The sequence below is a fragment of the Cupriavidus ulmosensis genome, from assembly GCF_977008105.1.
Genome location: NZ_CDRMWP010000001.1, coordinates 3,845,313 through 3,862,343, shown reverse-complemented (window position 1 = coordinate 3,862,343; position 17,031 = coordinate 3,845,313). Strand labels below are relative to the sequence as shown.

At 68.3% G+C, this 17,031-nt stretch carries 21 protein-coding genes; 9 read left to right on the top strand and 12 right to left on the bottom strand.

Annotated features, from left to right (window positions below; translation table 11 throughout):
- Positions 1 to 14 precede the first annotated feature (14 nt).
- The 6 genes from ACWTPI_RS17750 to hemA all read right to left on the bottom strand — a co-directional run bounded on the left by ACWTPI_RS17750 (position 15) and on the right by hemA (position 5,250).
- Positions 15 to 629, bottom strand: a complete 615-nt coding sequence (locus ACWTPI_RS17750) for a UbiX family flavin prenyltransferase (protein WP_454732269.1) — start codon at positions 627 to 629, stop codon at positions 15 to 17.
- Positions 630 to 636: 7 nt separating this feature from the next.
- The gene (gene grxD, locus ACWTPI_RS17745) at positions 637 to 948 is read right to left on the bottom strand and encodes a Grx4 family monothiol glutaredoxin (RefSeq protein WP_020423715.1); all 312 of its coding nucleotides are present in this window, start codon (positions 946 to 948) and stop codon (positions 637 to 639) included.
- 119 nt (positions 949 to 1,067) lie between these two features.
- Positions 1,068 to 1,967: a peptide chain release factor N(5)-glutamine methyltransferase gene (gene prmC / locus ACWTPI_RS17740; RefSeq protein ID WP_454732268.1), complete on the bottom strand. Its 900-nt coding sequence runs from the start codon at positions 1,965 to 1,967 to the stop codon at positions 1,068 to 1,070.
- Between the two features lie 183 nt (positions 1,968 to 2,150).
- On the bottom strand, positions 2,151 to 2,477 hold the full coding sequence (locus ACWTPI_RS17735; RefSeq protein ID WP_020201997.1) for a hypothetical protein: 327 nt from the start codon (positions 2,475 to 2,477) through the stop codon (positions 2,151 to 2,153).
- A gap of 233 nt (positions 2,478 to 2,710) precedes the next feature.
- Positions 2,711 to 3,793, bottom strand: coding sequence for a peptide chain release factor 1 (prfA, locus tag ACWTPI_RS17730; protein ID WP_020201996.1), 1,083 nt, complete (start codon positions 3,791 to 3,793; stop codon positions 2,711 to 2,713).
- Positions 3,794 to 3,945: 152 nt separating this feature from the next.
- Positions 3,946 to 5,250, bottom strand: a complete 1,305-nt coding sequence (gene hemA / locus ACWTPI_RS17725) for a glutamyl-tRNA reductase (RefSeq protein ID WP_020201995.1) — start codon at positions 5,248 to 5,250, stop codon at positions 3,946 to 3,948.
- 272 nt (positions 5,251 to 5,522) lie between these two features.
- Between hemA and ACWTPI_RS17720 the strand changes: the two genes are divergently transcribed.
- Complete coding sequence (locus tag ACWTPI_RS17720; protein WP_020201994.1) at positions 5,523 to 5,759, top strand: hypothetical protein; 237 nt, start codon at positions 5,523 to 5,525, stop codon at positions 5,757 to 5,759.
- Positions 5,760 to 5,805: 46 nt separating this feature from the next.
- Here the strand turns inward: ACWTPI_RS17720 and ACWTPI_RS17715 are convergent, their stop codons facing one another.
- Positions 5,806 to 6,573, bottom strand: coding sequence for a 5'-methylthioadenosine/adenosylhomocysteine nucleosidase (locus ACWTPI_RS17715; protein ID WP_059415920.1), 768 nt, complete (start codon positions 6,571 to 6,573; stop codon positions 5,806 to 5,808).
- A gap of 154 nt (positions 6,574 to 6,727) precedes the next feature.
- Between ACWTPI_RS17715 and ACWTPI_RS17710 the strand changes: the two genes are divergently transcribed.
- The 6 genes from ACWTPI_RS17710 (at position 6,728) to ACWTPI_RS17685 (ending at position 11,583) form a co-directional block, all read left to right on the top strand.
- Positions 6,728 to 7,759, top strand: coding sequence for a DUF2157 domain-containing protein (locus tag ACWTPI_RS17710; RefSeq protein WP_454732267.1), 1,032 nt, complete (start codon positions 6,728 to 6,730; stop codon positions 7,757 to 7,759).
- Positions 7,756 to 8,883, top strand: coding sequence for a DUF4401 domain-containing protein (locus tag ACWTPI_RS17705; protein WP_454732266.1), 1,128 nt, complete (start codon positions 7,756 to 7,758; stop codon positions 8,881 to 8,883). Before ACWTPI_RS17710 ends, ACWTPI_RS17705 begins: the two co-directional genes overlap by 4 nt.
- Positions 8,880 to 9,380: a GDYXXLXY domain-containing protein gene (locus ACWTPI_RS17700; protein ID WP_020201990.1), complete on the top strand. Its 501-nt coding sequence runs from the start codon at positions 8,880 to 8,882 to the stop codon at positions 9,378 to 9,380. Before ACWTPI_RS17705 ends, ACWTPI_RS17700 begins: the two co-directional genes overlap by 4 nt.
- A 452-nt stretch (positions 9,381 to 9,832) precedes the next feature.
- Positions 9,833 to 10,495: a CsgG/HfaB family protein gene (locus ACWTPI_RS17695; RefSeq protein WP_020201989.1), complete on the top strand. Its 663-nt coding sequence runs from the start codon at positions 9,833 to 9,835 to the stop codon at positions 10,493 to 10,495.
- Positions 10,496 to 10,543: 48 nt separating this feature from the next.
- The gene (locus ACWTPI_RS17690; RefSeq protein ID WP_454732265.1) at positions 10,544 to 10,930 is read left to right on the top strand and encodes a DUF4810 domain-containing protein; all 387 of its coding nucleotides are present in this window, start codon (positions 10,544 to 10,546) and stop codon (positions 10,928 to 10,930) included.
- Entirely contained in the window at positions 10,927 to 11,583 is a 657-nt protein-coding gene (locus ACWTPI_RS17685) for a DUF799 domain-containing protein (RefSeq protein WP_020423711.1), read from the top strand. Before ACWTPI_RS17690 ends, ACWTPI_RS17685 begins: the two co-directional genes overlap by 4 nt.
- Positions 11,584 to 11,704: 121 nt before the next feature.
- On the opposite strand, the gene ACWTPI_RS17680 is transcribed toward ACWTPI_RS17685, so the two are convergent.
- A complete protein-coding gene (locus ACWTPI_RS17680) occupies positions 11,705 to 12,109 on the bottom strand; it encodes a PIN-like domain-containing protein (RefSeq protein WP_454732264.1) in 405 nt (134 codons plus the stop codon).
- Positions 12,106 to 12,792: a DUF433 domain-containing protein gene (locus tag ACWTPI_RS17675; protein ID WP_454732263.1), complete on the bottom strand. Its 687-nt coding sequence runs from the start codon at positions 12,790 to 12,792 to the stop codon at positions 12,106 to 12,108. The genes ACWTPI_RS17680 and ACWTPI_RS17675 overlap by 4 nt, the downstream gene beginning before the upstream one ends.
- Before the next feature lie 396 nt (positions 12,793 to 13,188).
- Between ACWTPI_RS17675 and ACWTPI_RS17670 the strand changes: the two genes are divergently transcribed.
- Positions 13,189 to 13,473: a hypothetical protein gene (locus ACWTPI_RS17670; RefSeq protein ID WP_454732262.1), complete on the top strand. Its 285-nt coding sequence runs from the start codon at positions 13,189 to 13,191 to the stop codon at positions 13,471 to 13,473.
- Between the two features lie 201 nt (positions 13,474 to 13,674).
- Here the strand turns inward: ACWTPI_RS17670 and ACWTPI_RS17665 are convergent, their stop codons facing one another.
- The 3 genes from ACWTPI_RS17665 to ychF form a co-directional block, all read right to left on the bottom strand.
- Entirely contained in the window at positions 13,675 to 13,989 is a 315-nt protein-coding gene (locus ACWTPI_RS17665) for a helix-turn-helix domain-containing protein (protein ID WP_454732261.1), read from the bottom strand.
- A gap of 98 nt (positions 13,990 to 14,087) precedes the next feature.
- Complete coding sequence (locus tag ACWTPI_RS17660) at positions 14,088 to 14,234, bottom strand: hypothetical protein (RefSeq protein ID WP_454732260.1); 147 nt, start codon at positions 14,232 to 14,234, stop codon at positions 14,088 to 14,090.
- A 268-nt stretch (positions 14,235 to 14,502) separates the two neighbouring features.
- On the bottom strand, positions 14,503 to 15,594 hold the full coding sequence (gene ychF, locus ACWTPI_RS17655) for a redox-regulated ATPase YchF (protein WP_454732259.1): 1,092 nt from the start codon (positions 15,592 to 15,594) through the stop codon (positions 14,503 to 14,505).
- A gap of 150 nt (positions 15,595 to 15,744) precedes the next feature.
- On the opposite strand from ychF, the gene ACWTPI_RS17650 reads away from it, so the two are divergent.
- Positions 15,745 to 17,001 (top strand): UbiH/UbiF family hydroxylase, encoded by a 1,257-nt coding sequence (locus ACWTPI_RS17650; protein ID WP_059415900.1) that lies wholly within the window; start codon positions 15,745 to 15,747, stop codon positions 16,999 to 17,001.
- The last annotated feature ends 30 nt before the right edge of the window (positions 17,002 to 17,031 follow it).

Genomic DNA, 17,031 nt, shown 5'->3' with positions numbered 1-17,031 from the left:
CGCCCGCCGCGGCCTCAGGCCTGGCCGTTGAGCCCGCCCCAGCTCGGCGCCAGCGTCTGCGGCACGTCGATCAGGTCGAGCACGCGGCCGACGGTGTGGTCCACCAGTTGGGCCACGCTCTGCGGCTTCTGGTAGAAGCCCGGCACGGGCGGGAAGATGATGCCGCCCATCTCGGTGACGGCGGTCATGTTGCGCAGGTGGGCCAGGTTCAGCGGCGTCTCGCGCACCATCAGCACCAGCTTGCGGCGCTCCTTGAGCGTGACGTCGGCCGCGCGCGTGATGAGGTTGTCGGACAGGCCGTGCGCCACCGCGGCCAGCGTGCGCATCGAGCACGGCGCCACCACCATCGCGTGGGACGCGAACGAGCCGCTGGCGATGGTGGCGCCGATGTCGCGCACGTTGTGCACGACGTGCGCGAACGCTTCGACCTCGGCCTTGCCCATGTCGAGCTCGTGCTGGAGGTTCATCACGCCCGCGGGCGAAATCAGCAGGTGGGTCTCGACGCCGGGCACGGCGCGCAGGATCTGCACCAAGCGCACGCCGTAGACCGCGCCGGTGGCGCCGGTGATGGCGACGGTCAGGCGCCGCGGCTTGCCGGCGCCCCGGCCTGCATCACCGGCTGCGCTCATCGCGTGCTCAGGCCTTGAGCAGCGATTGCAGTTCGCCGTTCTGGTACATCTCCATCATGATGTCCGAGCCGCCGACGAATTCGCCGTTGACGTAGAGCTGGGGAATGGTCGGCCAGCTCGCGTATTCCTTGATGCCCTGGCGGATGCCTTCGTCTTCCAGCACGTTGACCGTGGTCGGCGCGTCCACGCCGCAGGCCTTCAGGATCTGGATGGCGCGGCCGGAGAAGCCGCACATCGGGAACTGGGCGGTGCCCTTCATGAACAGGACCACCGGGTTGCCCTTGACGATCTGGTCGATCTTTTGTTGCACGTCACTCATGATGTCTCTTTCGGTTGCGCGGGGCCGGTCGTGCCGGCGGCCGCAGGCGGGGGAAATCGGCAGGCGCGCGGAGTGCACGCCATGAAGGAAACGATTTTACCGGAATCGGCCGTTCCCGTTCAGGCGCCGCCGCCGGATGCCGGCGGCGCCACAAAGCGCCGCGCGCCGCTGCAGCGCTCGTGGCCGGCGAGGTCGCGCGCGGTGAAGATGTCGGCCAGGCCCGCCGCCGCCAGCAGCCCGCGCGCGGCCTCGCCCTGGTCGTAGCCGTGCTCCATCAGCAGCCAGCCGCCGGCGCGCAGGTGCGCAGCGGCGCCGGCGACGATGGCGGCGAGGTCGGACAGGCCGTCGCCGTGGTCGGTGAGCGCGTCGACCGGCTCGAAGCGCAGGTCGCCCTGCGCGAGGTGCGGGTCGCCTGCCGGGATGTACGGCGGGTTGCTGACGATCAGGTCGAAGCGCAGGCCGTCCGGCAGCGCGGCATACCAGTCCGACGCCAGGAAGCGCACGTTGGCCGCGCCGAGCGCGCGCGCGTTGTCCTGCGCCACCCGCAATGCGCCTGCCGAGACATCGGTGGCCCAGACTTCCGCGTCCGGCCGCTCGCAGGCCAGCGTGACGGCGAGCGCACCCGAGCCGGTGCCCATGTCGAGCAGGCGCGGCGCGGCCAGCGGCGCGATCAGCCTGAGCGCGGTCTCCACCGCGATCTCGGTGTCGGGCCGCGGAATCAGCACGTCCGGCGTGACGCGGAACGGGCGCCCGAAGAACTCGCGCTCGCCGAGCAGGTAGGCCACCGGCTCGCCGGCGAGCCGGCGCGCGAGCAGGGCGCCGAAGCGGTCGCGCTCGGTGGCGGCCAGCGTGTCGCCGTCGCGCGTGATCAGTTGCGTGCGGGTCAGCCCGGTGACGTGCGTGAGCAGCATGCGCGCCTCCAGCGCCGGCAGGCCGGCCGCCGTGGCCAGCGCCAGGGCATGGCGCACCGTGACGGTTTCAGGCAGGACGGTGGGCTGGGCGGGGGCGGGGCTGGACATGGGTGAAAGTCAGGCGGCGGACGGGTAACAAGCGAATGACAAGCGGGTGACAGGCGGGTGCCGGAAAAACGACGGGACGGGCGCGGGAAAGGCGCCGGGAAGGGCGCCGGAAAAAAGGAAAACCCCGCCTGGCGCGTGCCTCGGCGGGGTTCGCAGTGTAGCGCGCTTGTCCGCGCGGCGGCATTACTTGTTGACGGCGTCCTTGGCCTTGTCGGCGCCGGCGTTCACGGCATCCTTGGCGGCATCCTTGGCGCGCTGCATCGCGTTGCCGGCGTCCGTCTTGGCCTGCTCGGCGGCGGCGGAGACGTCGGCTGCGGCACCGCTGGCGGCGGCCTTGGCGGCGTCGGCGGCATTGCTGGCTGCGGCTGCGGCATCGCTGGCGGCGGCCTTGGCGGAATCGGCGGCGTTCTGCATGGCGCTGTCGGCGCTAGGCGTGGCGGGCGCTTCTTCCTTCTTGCCGCAGGCGGTCAGGGCAGCGGTGATCATCAACAGCGCGAGCAATTTCTTCATGATTTCGTCCTTTTGTCCATTAGGAGGGTCGACACGCCGCCCTCTGTGTGGCGACTCGGTCGAAATCGATTATAGACAGCGGCATATGTCACGCCAGTGCTGTTTCAAGCATTTACAACAGATACAAAGGTTTTCGTTAAGAGCCGATTTATAGGTCGCGAGATGGGTTATCGCGGCCCCGGCCGCCATAACCGGCGCCCGATAATGGCGGCGCCGCGCGGCCATTCATGCGATTAATGGTCCTCGCCGAGCGCCGCGAGCTGGTCGGCCTGGTGTTCCGCCGCCAGCGCGGACAGCAGTTCGTCGAGGTCGCCGTCCATGATCGCCTCGATCTTGTACAGCGTCAGGTTGATGCGGTGGTCCGTGACCCGGCCCTGCGGGAAGTTGTACGTGCGGATGCGGTCGCTGCGGTCGCCCGAGCCGATCAGGTTGCGGCGGGTGCTGGCCTCCTTGGCCTGCGCGGCGCGCAGCTGCGCGTCCATCAGGCGCGCGGCCAGCACCTTCATGGCCTTGTCCTTGTTGCGGTGCTGGCTGCGGTCGTCCTGGCACTCCACCACGATGCCGGTGGGGATGTGGGTCAGGCGCACCGCCGAGTCGGTCTTGTTCACGTGCTGGCCGCCGGCGCCGGAGGCGCGGAAGGTGTCGACGCGCAGGTCGGCGGGATTGATCTGCACCTCGGCCACTTCGTCGGCCTCGGGCATCACCGCCACCGTGCAGGCCGAGGTGTGGATGCGGCCCTGCGCCTCGGTGGCCGGCACGCGCTGCACGCGGTGGCCGCCGGACTCGAACTTCAGGCGCGAGAATGCCGCGTCGCCGGCGATGCGGATGATGACTTCCTTGTAGCCGCCGAGGTCGGAGGGCGATTCGCTCATCACCTCCACCTGCCAGCGCTGGCGCTCGGCGTAGCGCGTGTACATGCGCAGCAGGTTGGCGGCGAACAGCGCGCTTTCCTCGCCGCCGGCGCCGGCGCGGATTTCCAGCAGCAGGTTGCGGTCGTCGTTGGGGTCCTTGGGCAGCAGCAGCTTCTGCAGGCTGATCTCCAGCGCCTCCAGGCGCGCGCGCGCGGCGCCGATCTCGTCGGTGGCGAACTCCTTCATCTCGGGGTCGTCCAGCAGCGCCTGCGCGGTGGCCAGGTCTTCCTGCGCCTGGCGGTACTGCGCGTACTGCTCGGCCACCGGCGACAGTTCCGCGTGCTCGCGCGTGAGCTTGCGGTAGACGTCGATCTTGGCGGTGGCGTCCTCGCGGGCGAGCAGGGCGTTGACTTCGTCGAGTCGCTCGGACAACTGGTCGAGCTTGGCTAGCATGCTGGCTTTCATGGGTATCCGGGCAGGGTCGCGCTGAAGCGGAGGTCGTACTGGGTTGGGGCGGATGCCGGCAGGCGGCGTCGGGATTGCATGTCCGGGCAAGATGCCGCGGCAGGCAAGGGCTGGTGGCGCGCAGGACGCGCGCCGCCGGTGGCAGAGCGCTGCTAGCGCTCGGAGTGGCTGCTGTGGCGGAACAGGCCCGGCACCAGGCGCAGCAGGGTTTCGCGGTCGTCGCCCTGGGTGTGGTTGAGCGCGTGGGTGGGGCCGTGCAGGAACTTGCGGGTGAGCGCGCCGGAGAGCGCTTCGAGCACCGCTTCGGGGTCGTCGCCGCGCGCCAGCATGCGGCGCGCGCGGTCCAGCTCGGCCTGGCGCATGGCCTCGCCCTGCGCCTGCAGGTCGCGGATGACGGGCACCACGCTGCGGGTTTCCAGCCAGTGCATGAAGTTCTGCACGCGGCTTTCGATGATGGCCTCGGCCTGCGCCACGGCGGCCTGGCGCATGGCGTTGCCTTCGCGCACGATGGCGCCGAGGTCGTCCACGGTGTACAGGAACACGTCGTCCAGGCGCGCGACTTCGGGCTCCACGTCGCGCGGCACGGCCAGGTCCACCATCATGATCGGGCGGTGGCGGCGCAGCTTGACCGCGCGCTCCACCGCGCCGAGGCCGATGATGGGCAGCGAGCTGGCGGTGCAGGACACCACGATGTCGAATTCATGCAGGCGCGCGCCCAGGTCCGACAGGCGGATCGCCTCGGTGGTCAGGCCCTGCTCGGCCAGTTGCTCGGCCAGCTTCTCGCCGCGCTCCACGGTGCGGTTGGCCACCACGATCTGGCGCGGCGTCTGCGCGGCGAAGTGCGTGGCGCACAGCTCGATCATCTCGCCCGCGCCGATGAACAGCACGCGCTGGGTCGAGACGCTTTCGAAGATCCGCTGCGCCAGGCGCACCGCGGCGGCGGCCATCGACACCGAATGCGCGCCGATCTCGGTCTGGCCGCGCACTTCCTTGGCCACCGCGAAGGTGCGCTGGAACAACTGGTTCAGGTAGGTGCCGAGCGCCCCGGCCTCGCCGGCGGTGCGCACCGCGTCCTTCAACTGGCCCAGGATCTGGGTTTCGCCCAGCACCATCGAGTCCAGCCCGCTGGCCACGCGGAACGCATGGCGCACGGCTTCGGACTGCGGCAGGGAATACAGGTGGGGCGCCAGTTCGCCGGCCGGCACGTTGTGGTGCTGCGCCAGCCAGCGCAGCGTGTGCTCGAAGCCGGCGTCGCCGTTGACCAGCACGTCGGTGGCGCAATAGATCTCGGTGCGGTTGCAGGTGGACAGGATGGCGGCTTCGGTGCCGTTCCTGCCCGCCAGGTGCGTGCGCAGCGCCCCCAGCGCCGGCTTGATCTGCTCAAGCGGAAACGCCACCCGTTCGCGCAGCGAGACGGGCGCCGTGGTGTGATTGATACCGATCGCAAGCAGTTGCATGGTGGGGGACACGTCTTTGGGTCCGGGCCCCGCGGGGTGCCATGCTCCAGGCTGGCTGCCGCGCGGGCTTCAAAAGGCAAATCCGCGGCGCGGTTTCCACGCGGCGGATTCCGGCGCATTGCGCCGCCGAACCGGGCTACATTATAACGCCCGATGCAGAATTTGCTTCGGAAGGGCGGGGTCGGGAACGGTTTACCGTATCCTCGGAGCCACGTGGCGCCGGCGCTCGTGCCGCAAACGCCGCGTCATGGCACGGATTCTTGGGAAAAGTGATGCTTGGGACGCTGATTGTGGGCGTATTGGTCGGACTCGCCGCGCGCTCGCTCCACCCCTCGGGGCGGGTCAGCGTGCCGGCGGCCGTGGTGTTCGGCGCGCTTGGCGCGATGGCGGCCTTCTATGGCGGCCGCGCGCTGCACTGGTTCACGGACGGGCAGATGGCGGGCTGGTTTGCCGGCGTCGCCGGCGCCGGCGTGCTGGTCGGAGTCTGGGGGCTGGCGCGGCGGCGCTGACCGGCATTCTTGTCCGGGTTATCGTAGTGGCCCGTGGCGAATCGGTTTATTTGCGGTTGCGCAAGAATCGCCCCAATACCCCTTCCGAATAATGGCTGGCCACCTCGGTCAGGAACGCGGAAAAATCCACGTGCGCGGTATCGTCGGCGCGGTCCGACAGGGTCCGCATCACCGCATGGCGCACGCCATATTCGTGGCAGACCTGCGCCACCGCGGCGCCTTCCATTTCCACCGCCAGCACGCCCGGCAGGCGCTCGCGCAATTCCGCCGCGGCCGCGGGCGAGCCGATGAACTGGTCGCCGCTGGCGATCATGCCCACGTGCAGCGCGGGCGCGCCGACGCCGAAGCGGGCCAGCACATCGGCGGGAATCGCCGTGGGCAGCTCCTCGCGCAGATAGCCGTCCACGGCCGCGCGCAATTCGGCGGTCAGCGCCGGGTCGGCGGGGAATTCGGCGCGGTCGAGCAGCGGCACCTCGTGGCGGGCGAAGAACGGGCGCGCGTCCAGGTCGTGCTGCAGCGTGCGGTCGGCCACCACCACGTCGCCCACGCGCGTGCGCGCGCCGATGCCGCCGGCCAGGCCGGTGAAGACGATCTCGTCCACGCCGAACTCGCGCACCAGCGTCACCGTGGTGGCCGCGGCCGCCACCTTGCCCATGCGCGCCAGCACCAGTACGCAAGGCTGGCCGTACAGGTGGCCGACGTGATAGTCGCGCATGCCGATGCGCCGCACGGTGGCGCGCGCGTCGTCGTGGCGCATGGCGGCCACGAGGCCGTCGACTTCATCGTGGATGGCGGCGAGGATACCGAGGGTCATGGCGGGCGCAGGTAGAGAAACGCACAGCATACCGGCCCGCCGGGCGGGCGCAAAGCGGTGGCGGCGCCGGCAAGGAAAGCTGCGCGGCCGCGCGCGCGTTTGCTACAGTGCACAGGCGTATCCATCACACGGGACACCCATGCAGCCATCCTCGATGCAAAGCATGCAAGACCGGCGCGCCGTGCGCCAGGCGCTGGCGGACTGGCGCGAGCAGCATGCCATCGCCGCCGACGGCGTGGCCGCCGCCTGGCCGCGCGCCGAGCCCGACGCCGCCGCGTGGCGCCACTGGCTGGACCGTGCGCTGCTGGCGCTCGGCGCGGCGCTGCTGTGCGCCGGCGTGATCGTCTTCTTCGCCTTCAACTGGCAGGACCTGCACAAGTTCGCCAGATTCGGCCTGCTGGCCGGTGCGTTGAGCCTGCTGGCCGCCTTTGCGTGGCTGCGCCCGGCCGGCGGCATGGCGGCCCGCGCTGCGCTGTGCGGCGCGCAGGTGGTGGCCGGCGTGCTGCTGGCCGTGATCGGGCAGGTCTACCAGAGCGGCGCCGACGCCTGGCAACTGTTCGCGCTGTGGGCGCTGCTGGCGGCGCCGTGGGCGCTGGCCGCGCGCGCCGCGCCGCACTGGTGGCTGGTGCTCGTGCTGGCCAACGTGGCGCTGCTGCGCTACTGCAGCGTGCGGCTGGGCGTGGGCGGCATGTTCGACCTGCTGTTCGGCGCGGCGGGCGAGCGCGGCACCACGCTGTTCCTGCTGGCCGCCGCGCTGGCGCAGCTCGCGCTGTGGTTCGCGCTGCGCGCCGCGCTGCCCGCGCTCGGCTTTCGCGGCCTGGCCGGCGCGCGCATGCTGGCCGCGCTGGCGTGCGCGTATGCCGGCTGGCTCGGCATCGGCAGCCTGCTGGACAGCCGCTTCGACATCGCCATGTTCGGCCTTGCGCTGCTGGCGCTGGGCGCACTGCTGGCCTGGTTCCGGCTGCGCGCGTTCGACGTGGTGGCGCTCAGCCTCGCCAGCTTCGCCCTCATCGTGATGGTGGTGACGGCCGCCGCGCGCGTGCTGCTGGACGGCAGCCACGCGGGCTTTGGCGCGTTCCTGCTGCTGGGGCTGCTGACCATCGGCCTGTCCGCCACGGCCGCCGCGTGGCTGCTGCGCGCCCAGCGCCGGCACGACGCGGCCTTCGCGCAAGGAGAGCCGGCATGAGCAACCAGCGCGAAGTGGCACAAGTGGTGCAGCGGCTGTGGCAAGACCTGGTCGCGCGCGGACTGGTGCACGCGCAGCCTGCGCCGGCGCAGGCGCGCGCGCCGTGGGCGGTGCGGCTGCTGATGGGCGCGGCCGGCTGGCTGGGCGCGATCTTCTTCCTGGCCTTCCTGCTCGGCTCGGTCTTCGTGGCCGCGCGCGACAGCGGCGTGGCGATGGCCCTGTGCGGCGCCGCCATGATCGCGCTGGCGGCGGTGCTGTACCGGAGCCGCACCGGCATCGCGCTCGAACAGTTCGCGCTCGCCGTGAGCCTCAGCGGGCAGAACTTGCTGGCGTTCGGCGCGGGCCAGGCCTACGGCGGCACCCGCCTGCTGGAAACCGCCGCGTTCTGGATCGCGCTGGCCTTGCTCGAAGCCGTGCTCTACGCGCTGGTGCGCAACCGGCTGCATCGCTTCCTGTGCGCGCTCGGCGTGTGGAGCGGGGTGGCGGTGGCGCTGCAACTGGCGATGATGCCGGACCTGCGCCATGCCTGGGAATGGACGGCGCTGTCGCTGGTCTGGCTGGCACCGTTCGCGCTGGCCCTGCTGGCCGGATTCACGTGGGCCGAAGGCCGGCTCTGCGCCGCGGGCCGGCACGGCTGGCTCGAGCCGGCCGCGGATGCCACGCTGCTGTTCGCGCTCGGCGCCGCGCTGGTGGTGACTGGCCTGGGCACGCCCTACACTTTCCTGTTCGATGCCGAGACCGCACACCGCGTCACGCCATACTGGATGGCCGGCGTGCTGTGCGGCGCGGTGCTGGCCGCCTTCGTGCTCGCCGAGAGCGGCCGCCTGCGCCTGGCCGGTCGGATACGCGCCGCGACCGTGGCGGGCGCGGTGCTGTTCGGCGCGCTGCTGGCCGGCGCGCCCGCAGTCGTTGCCGCCGCGCTCGCGCTCGGCCTCGCGCTGCGCCGCGGCTCGCTGCCGTGGCTCGGGCTGGCCGTGGCCGCGCTGGCCGGCGGCTTCATCTGGTACTACGGCGCGCTGCACTGGACGCTGCTGATCAAGTCCGCCACGCTGGCCGGCGCCGGCCTCGCCGTCCTGGCATTGCGCGCCGGGCTGCAACGCGCCGGCGCAAGGAGCTCGTCATGAAACGCTGGATCCTGATCGCCTGGGTGCTCACGCTCGGGCTGGCCGCCGCCGCCGTCGGCACCAAGGAGCACCTGCTCGCGCGCGGCGACACCGTCTATCTGCGGCTGGCGCCCGTCGATCCGCGCTCGCTGATGCAGGGCGACTACATGGCGCTGAACTTCGCCATTGCCGACGCCATCCGCGCGGCGCGCCAGCGGCAGGATCTGCCCGCCGAGCGCGAGCAGGTGGCCGTGGTCCGCCGCGACGCGCGCGGCGAAGCCAGCCTCGTGCGCCTGCATGCCGGCGAGCCGCTCGCCGCGGGCGAGCAACTGCTGCGCTTCCAGACCGTGCCGTCGCGCTGGGGCGGCGTGCAGGTGCAGGTATCGACCGACGCGTATTTCTTCCAGGAAGGGCAGGGCGCGCGCTTCGAGAAAGCGCGCTTCGGCGAGTTCCGTGTGGGGGCTGAAGGGCAGGCACTGCTGGTAGGGCTGCGGGACGAAAACCTGCAGCCCCTCTGAAACTGACATTCACATACGATTCACGGCCACGCACCCGGCGATACCCCGTTTCGTTTTATTTCGAGATGGCTATATAAGACCGCTCTGATTGCGTGTCGCGGCATTGCCACAACGCGCAATGATTCGCGCAGGTCCTGCTTGGTATCGTCTTCAAGACATGGGGCAACGCTACGCGCGCGATGCGCAAAGCCGCGCCTCGCGCCTCGATCCCTGCGTGCCTTGACGGCACGTTCAGCCCAGGCGATCGCCGCACGGATTTCGTCATTTCCCGCAAGCCGCCGGCACCATCCATTCGCCCTGTACACCCGACGATGGAAGGGTGCGGGCATGGCCGCGCGCTGCCGTTACTCTTATCGGTTGTCCGGATTTCCGCGACCGCCCCGCGCGGCGGAGTCCGATGTTTGATGGGGCAATGAAGAGGAGAAATCTTAGTGAACAAGAAATCCAGCGCAATGCACCTGCTCGGGGCCGTGGCCTTGGCCGGGCTGCTCGGCGGCTGCGCGACGGAGACGTCGACCGCGCTGCCGGTGCAGAAAGTGGAAAGCGCGAGCCGCCCATACGCCGGCGTGCGCACGCCGATCGCCGTGGGCAAGTTCGACAACCGCTCGAGCTACATGCGCGGCGTGTTCTCGGACGGCATCGACCGCCTCGGCGGCCAGGCCAAGACCGTGCTGATCACGCATCTGCAGCAGAGCAACCGCTTCAACGTGCTCGACCGCGACAACATGGCCGAGATCAAGCGCGAGGCGGAGATCAAGAGCCAGGCGCAGCGCCTGAAGGGCGCCGACTACGTGATCACCGGCGACGTGACCGAATTCGGCCGCAAGGAAGTCGGCGACCAGCAGCTGTTCGGCATTCTCGGCCGCGGCAAGTCGCAGGTGGCCTACGCCAAGGTCGCGCTCAACGTGGTCAACATCGCCACCTCGGAAGTCGTGTTCTCCAGCCAGGGCGCCGGGGAATACGCGCTGTCCAGCCGCGAGGTGATCGGCTTCGGCGGTACGCAGAGCTACGACTCCACGCTCAACGGCAAGGTGCTCGACCTGGCCATGCGCGAAGCGGTTACCAACCTGATCAGCGGCATCGAAAGCGGAGCGTGGAAGCCGGGCAATCCGTAAAGCCGGTGAGACCGGCCAGGCCGGTTCGTTTGTCGAAGAGGAGAAGAAGTGAAAGAAGTCAAAAAGCAAAAGCAGTACCGGCCGTGGCGCCCCGTGGCGCTGGCCTTGACGGGAAGCGTTCTGCTGGCCGGGTGCGCGGCACCCAAGACCCTGTACCAATGGGAAAGCTACCAGCCCCAGGTCTATGAATACTTCAAGGGCGAGCCCAAGCAGGCGCAGATCGAAGCGCTCGAGCGCGACATGCAGAAGATCGCGGCCGCCGGCGCCACGCCGCCGCCGGGCTACCACGCCCACCTGGGCATGCTCTACGCCGAGATCGGCAAGGACGACCAGATGGTGCAGGAATTCCAGACCGAGAAGACCCTGTTCCCCGAGTCGACCACCTATGTCGATTTCCTGATGAAGAACGTCAAGCGGGGTGAAGACAAGAAATGAAGCCCATGTTCAAACGCCTTTTCGCCGCCGCCGCGATCACCGTGCTCGCCGCCGGCTGCGCCGCGCCGCGCAAGAACGTCGACTACACCGCGTTCAAGTCCAGCCGCCCGCGCTCCATCGTGGTCCTGCCGCCGCTCAACGAATCGCCCGAGGTGAAGGCGACCTACAGCATGCTGTCCCAGGTCACCTACCCGCTGGCGGAGTCCGGCTACTACGTGCTGCCCGTGGCGCTGGTGGACGAGACCTTCAAGCAGAACGGCCTCACCACCCCCGGCGACATCCACCAGGTCGCCCCGGCCAAGCTGCGCGAGATCTTCGGCGCCGACGCCGCGCTCTACATCACGGTATCGAAGTACGGCACCTCGTACATGGTCATCAACAGCGTCACGGCCGTGACCGCCAGCGCCAAGCTGGTCGACCTGAAGACCGGCGCCACGCTGTGGAGCGGCAGCGCCTCGGCCACCGACGACCAGGGCAACAGCGGCGGCGGGCTGATCGGCGCGCTGGTGGCCGCGGCGGTCAAGCAGGTGCTCAACAACGTCACCGAAGCCGGGCACAAGGTGGCCGGCGTGACGAGCACGCGGCTGCTGTCGGCCGGGCATCCGGGCAGCATCCTGTTCGGGCCCCGGTCGCCTCGGTATGAGACGGATTGAGGTTGGCCGTGATTGGGTTTGAGCGGCTGGTTTGAAGGGCTGCTTGGACTTGGGAGCCCCGCGGGTTGATGGACTTGCGGGGCTTTTTGTTGGCGTGATGTCGGTGTCTGTCGCCGCGGTTCTAGAGCTTGACCTGCTCGAACTGTCCCTTGCCCGAGAAATTGAAGGGAACCTTGAAGGCTGCTCCGCCTTTGATGCCTTCGGATTGCTCGATGATCCGTGGCCACCACCGCACGAGATTGTGCGCAATGCTCCAGAACTGATGGTTTGACCAACTCTTGTCCAGGAAGAAGACGATCAGTCCTGCGCGGCGCAATGCTTCCCGCTCAAGGCCTTTGTTCAGTTTGTCGTGCGTGACGACGGCCCAGCCACCTTCTTGCGAGAGCACGCTGATCCAGGTCTCATCTGCCGTGTTTTGGGGGAAGCGGTCCCGTAAAGGGATAACCATGTGCCCGTGCGCTTCGGATAGTGCATGCAGTGCCCGCGCCAGGGGCGGAGGAAGATTGTTGTCTGCGAAGAACTTCACGCGGCCAGGCGCTCTTCGAAGGCGACTGCCGCCTCCACCGAGGCAACGGGCACTTCGAATAATCTTGCAACAAGCTGCTTATTGCCTTCAGCCTGGAAGGCCTCGGCGAGGATCGAAGTCCTGATGGCGCCATCGGTCACGACGGGCTTGCCGAAGGCAATTCCCGGGTCCAGGACCACGGCCTTGCTGCGTGGCGTCGGGTACCAGCGTGCAGCGGCATCATCCGCGCCGAACTCGATGCCGCGATACAAAGACGGCTCGATGATCTTCTGGAACGCATACTGGCTTTTCACCAGATCCAGCAGTTCAGTCTCGCCTGACTCCTGCATGGTCGAAGCGAAGATCGTGCGGCCGTCCGTCTGAAAGCGGCGGGATGTAAAGGGATGCGGCAGGGAATAAAGCTCGCGGGCCTTGCGGCTGGCCAGCCGTATCGTCTGCAGGCTGACGCCGTGTTGGCGAAATGCCCGGACGAACCGGACTTCCAGCAGATCATGGAAACTGATGCCATCCATGTCGGCCTGCGCCAACCCGGTCTCCCAAAGCGGGGCAACCGGAACGGCATGCCGGGTCGCCTTGTCCCGGTAGGCATAACCATCCAGCCAGCGCCGCAGGTCACGCACGGGGATGCCGGTAAGCCTCGCCGCTTCATGGAAGGTGTACAGGCCAATGCCAGTCAATTTCATGATTGCCCTCCTTCCACGGTTGGGGTTGTCCCGCCGGCAGAATGCCAGCGGAGAATCTGGATATATCTGGATATTCTAGCGGCTTCCCGGGTAGGCAGTTGTCACGTTTTCGGTAACACTTGCGGGCACCGTGTGAGACGAATCTCAAATTTACGTTGGTGCTGCGATTGGGTGCAGTCGTCGTCGTGGGCAACGCTATACTGGGCATGTCGCTGCGAATGTGGCGATCGGGATTGGCGTCCCGGGAACGTAGGAGGACCACCGTCAGGTGGGGGCTGACCGTTCCAGGAGGCAATTCCATGTCCATATCTTCGCCCGCCTATCGCGGGCAACTTTTGAGTCCGAAAGATCCTGCCGTTCCTCCATGCGCGTGCTCGACGCGGAGGAGGGCTTCCAATGCATAAGCACACCCGCTTCAGCATCACTGCTGAACACGCAGGCGCGGAAACATTCGTGACGGCCCATGCTCCAGCAGAAAGCCCGCTCAGTCTTGCGGCCGAGAAGGCGGCCCAGCTTCATGCGCTGCTTTCGATGGCGAGCGATTGCGCTGCCGCGGGTACGCTCGAAAGGCAGTTGGACGACATGCAGGGCCGGCTGCTTTCGTTGGCGGCGGGGCTGGCGAACGAGACGTTGGTGTTGAGTGAGTTGGCCGCGCTGAATGGGCCGGCAAACGATAGATAAGAGGCCGGCTTAGTAGAGGGAGTCTGGCAGGCGTTACGTCTGCCAGACTTCATGCATCTTGTGACCTCTTTGGCTTCGTGCATTGCCTCCCATCACTGGTTGGCAGGGTTGAGGTCGATCTTGACGCCAAGCCATAGGGCCATGAGGAACCACGAGTTGGCATTCCGGGAATGCCGCAAGAAACCGCAGCTCAATGTTTTTTCACACCGCCGCCAGCCGTTCCACCGTATCGGGAAACTTCTCGACCAGGCGGATCAGCAGGGCGGCCTGGGCATTTGGCTTGGCCCGGCCCTGCTCCCAATTTTCCAGCGTGCGGGGGTTGGTGCGCAGGTAGCTGGCGAACACCGGCCGCGACAGGTGCAAGCGCTCCCGCAGCGCGAGCAGTTCGCCGGCGGTGATCTCGGGCGCCGGCTTCATCTCCACCTCGTGCGTGCGCAGCGTCTGCTTGCCGGTGCGCGCATCGGACAGGGCATCAAGACCCTCGGTAATTTCCGCAAACAGGTTCCGTTTTTTCATCGCCTGACTTCCAGTTCTGCTTTCAACATACGCTTGAGCGCTTTCTTCTCGTCGGCGCTCAAGTCCTTCAACTCATTCTTGTCGTACAGGGTGAATAGTCAGAATTGCCGGCCACCGTCCCACCAGTGGTAGATCACCCGCAGGCCACCGCGCTTACCCTTGCCCCTGCGCGGATCACCATGCCGCAGTTTGCGCAGGCCGCCGGTGCCTTCGATCACATCGCCGGCCTCCGGATTGATCATCATGGCCGATTGCAATCCACGGAACGCATCATCATCCAGGTACGCGGTCCGGTATCGGGCGAATGCGGGCAATTCGACACGGATACAAATCGTACGCAAATTGCGTATAGGTGGCAATCTATACGCCGAGTTGCTGGCTCTCGACTGGCATGGGCTGCAGGGTGCTCGCCAGCAACATCCCAAATGAAAAAGCCCCGCCGGCTTCACGCCTTGCGGGGCTTTTCCCTTGCGAGCCGGTCAGAGACGGCCGCTGAGGATGCTCAAACGCAGATCAAACGTTGAACAAGAAATTCATCACATCCCCATCCTTCACCACATACTCCTTCCCTTCCGCCCGCATCTTCCCGGCCTCCTTCGCCCCCTGTTCGCCCTTGTAGGTAATGAAGTCCTCATAGGCGATGGTCTGCGCGCGGATGAAGCCGCGTTCGAAGTCGGTGTGGATCACGCCGGCGGCCTGCGGGGCGGTGTCGCCCACGTGGATGGTCCAGGCGCGGACTTCCTTCACGCCGGCGGTGAAGTAGGTCTGCAGGCCGAGCAGGGTGAAGCCGGCGCGGATCACGCGGTCCAGGCCCGGTTCTTCCATGCCGAGGTCGGCCAGGAATTCGGCCTTGTCGGCGTCGTCGAGGTCGGCGATCTCGGCTTCGATGGCGGCGCACACGGCGACCACCGGCGACTTGGTCTTGGCGGCGTGGGCGCGCACGGCGTCCAGGTGCGGGTTGTTCTCGAAGCCGTCTTCACGCACGTTGGCCACGTACATGGTGGGCTTGGCGGTGATCAGGCAGAGCGGCTTGATGGCGGCCCATTCTTCGTCGGACAGGTCGAGCGTGCGCACGGCCCTGGCTTCGTTGAGCACGGCCTGGGCCTTTTCCAGCACGGCGACCAGGCGCAGCGCTTCCTTGTCGCCGGCGCGCGCGGGCTTGATGTAGCGGGCGTGGGCCTTTTCGACGGTGGCGAGGTCGGCCAGCGCCAGTTCGGTATTGATCACTTCGATGTCGGACAGCGGATCGACCTTGCCGGCCACGTGAATCACGTTGTCGTCTTCGAAGCAGCGCACCACGTGGGTGATGGCGTCGGTTTCGCGGATGTTGGCGAGGAACTGGTTGCCCAGGCCTTCACCCTTGGAGGCGCCCGCCACCAGGCCGGCGATGTCGACGAACTCGACCACGGCCGGCAGCACGCGCTCGGGCTTGACGACCTCGGCGAGCTTGGCAAGCCTCGGATCCGGCACTTCCACCACGCCCACATTGGGCTCGATGGTGCAGAACGGATAGTTCTCGGCGGCGATGCCGGCCTTGGTCAGGGCGTTGAACAGCGTGGACTTGCCGACGTTGGGCAGGCCGACGATGCCGCATTTGAGGCTCATGGTAGAAGGCTTGAAATAGCAAAACCCCTATTCTAGCGGATGGGCGTGTGCGCACCGTGCCCGGGGTGGCCGGCGTCGGCGGTCCGGCGCGGCGCTGGCCGGCGCACGGGACGGGCGCGGGCGAAGTGCCGGGATGGCTATAATCCAGCCATGACTCGTCCATCCCCCTCCCGTTTCCAGGTTGCCGTGGTCGGCGGCGGTATCGTCGGCAAGGCTTGCGCGTTGTTGCTGGCCCAGCAGGGCATGCAGGTGGCGCTGGTCGCGCCGCGTCCGCAGGCGAGCGCGCCGGCGGCGGACCAGTGGGACAGCCGCATCTATGCGTTCTCGGCCAGCTCGCAGGCGCTGCTGGCGCAGTTGCGCGTGTGGGAGGCGCTGGACCCGGCGCGGGTGCAGCCGGTGTGCGACATGCGGGTGTCCGGCGACGCCAGCGCGGCGCGCGAGGATGCCCCGGCCGCGGGCGACCTGCATTTCTCGGCGTATGCGGCCACGGTGCCGCAACTGGCGTGGATCATCGAGTCGGGCCAGGTGGAGCGCGTGCTGGATACGGCGTTGCGGTTCCAGCACCAGGTGCACTGGTTCGACGATACCGCCGCGGCGTTCCAGCGCGACCACGATGGCGCCACGCTGACGCTGGCCGGCGGCGACAAGGTGCGCGCGGCGCTGGTGGTGGGCGCGGACGGCGCGCGCTCGTGGCTGCGCGACCAGTGTCATATCCCGGTCTCCAAGCGGCGCTACCGTCAGCTTGGCGTGGTGGCCAATTTCGAATGCGAGCAGCCGCACCAGGACACGGCCTGGCAGTGGTTCCTGGGCGCGCCGGCCAAGCTCATGGCGGACGAGGAGCCGGCCAACGGCGAGATCCTGGCGCTGCTGCCGTTGCCGGGGCGGCGCGTGTCGATGGTGTGGTCGGCCGACGAGGCGCACGCGGCGGAGCTGCTGGCCTTGTCGCCGGAGGCGCTCTCGGCCACCGTGATGCAGGCCGCCAGCGGCGCGGTGGGCCGGCAGTTCGGCGCGCTGCGCTGCGTGACGCCGGCGCAGGGTTTCCCGCTGGTGCTGCAGCGCGCGGAGCAGTTCGCGCAGCCGCACGTGGCGCTGGTGGGCGACGCGGCCCACGTGGTGCATCCGCTGGCCGGGCAGGGCATGAACCTGGGCCTGCGCGACGTGGCGGAACTTGGCCGCGTGATGGCCGCCAAAGAGTCGTTCCGCGGCGAAGGGGACCTGCGCCTGCTGCGCCGCTACGAGCGCGCGCGCGCCACGGACCTGCTGTCGCTGACGGCGGCCACCGACGGCCTGCACCGGCTGTTTTCGCTGCCGGGCGGCATGGCGCGCACGGTGCGCAATGCCGGCATGCGGGCGGTGGGCGGCCAGCCGCTGCTCAAACGTTTTCTCATCGGCCGCGCGCTGGGCTGAGGCCCGAAGCGCGCGCCGGATCACCGGATA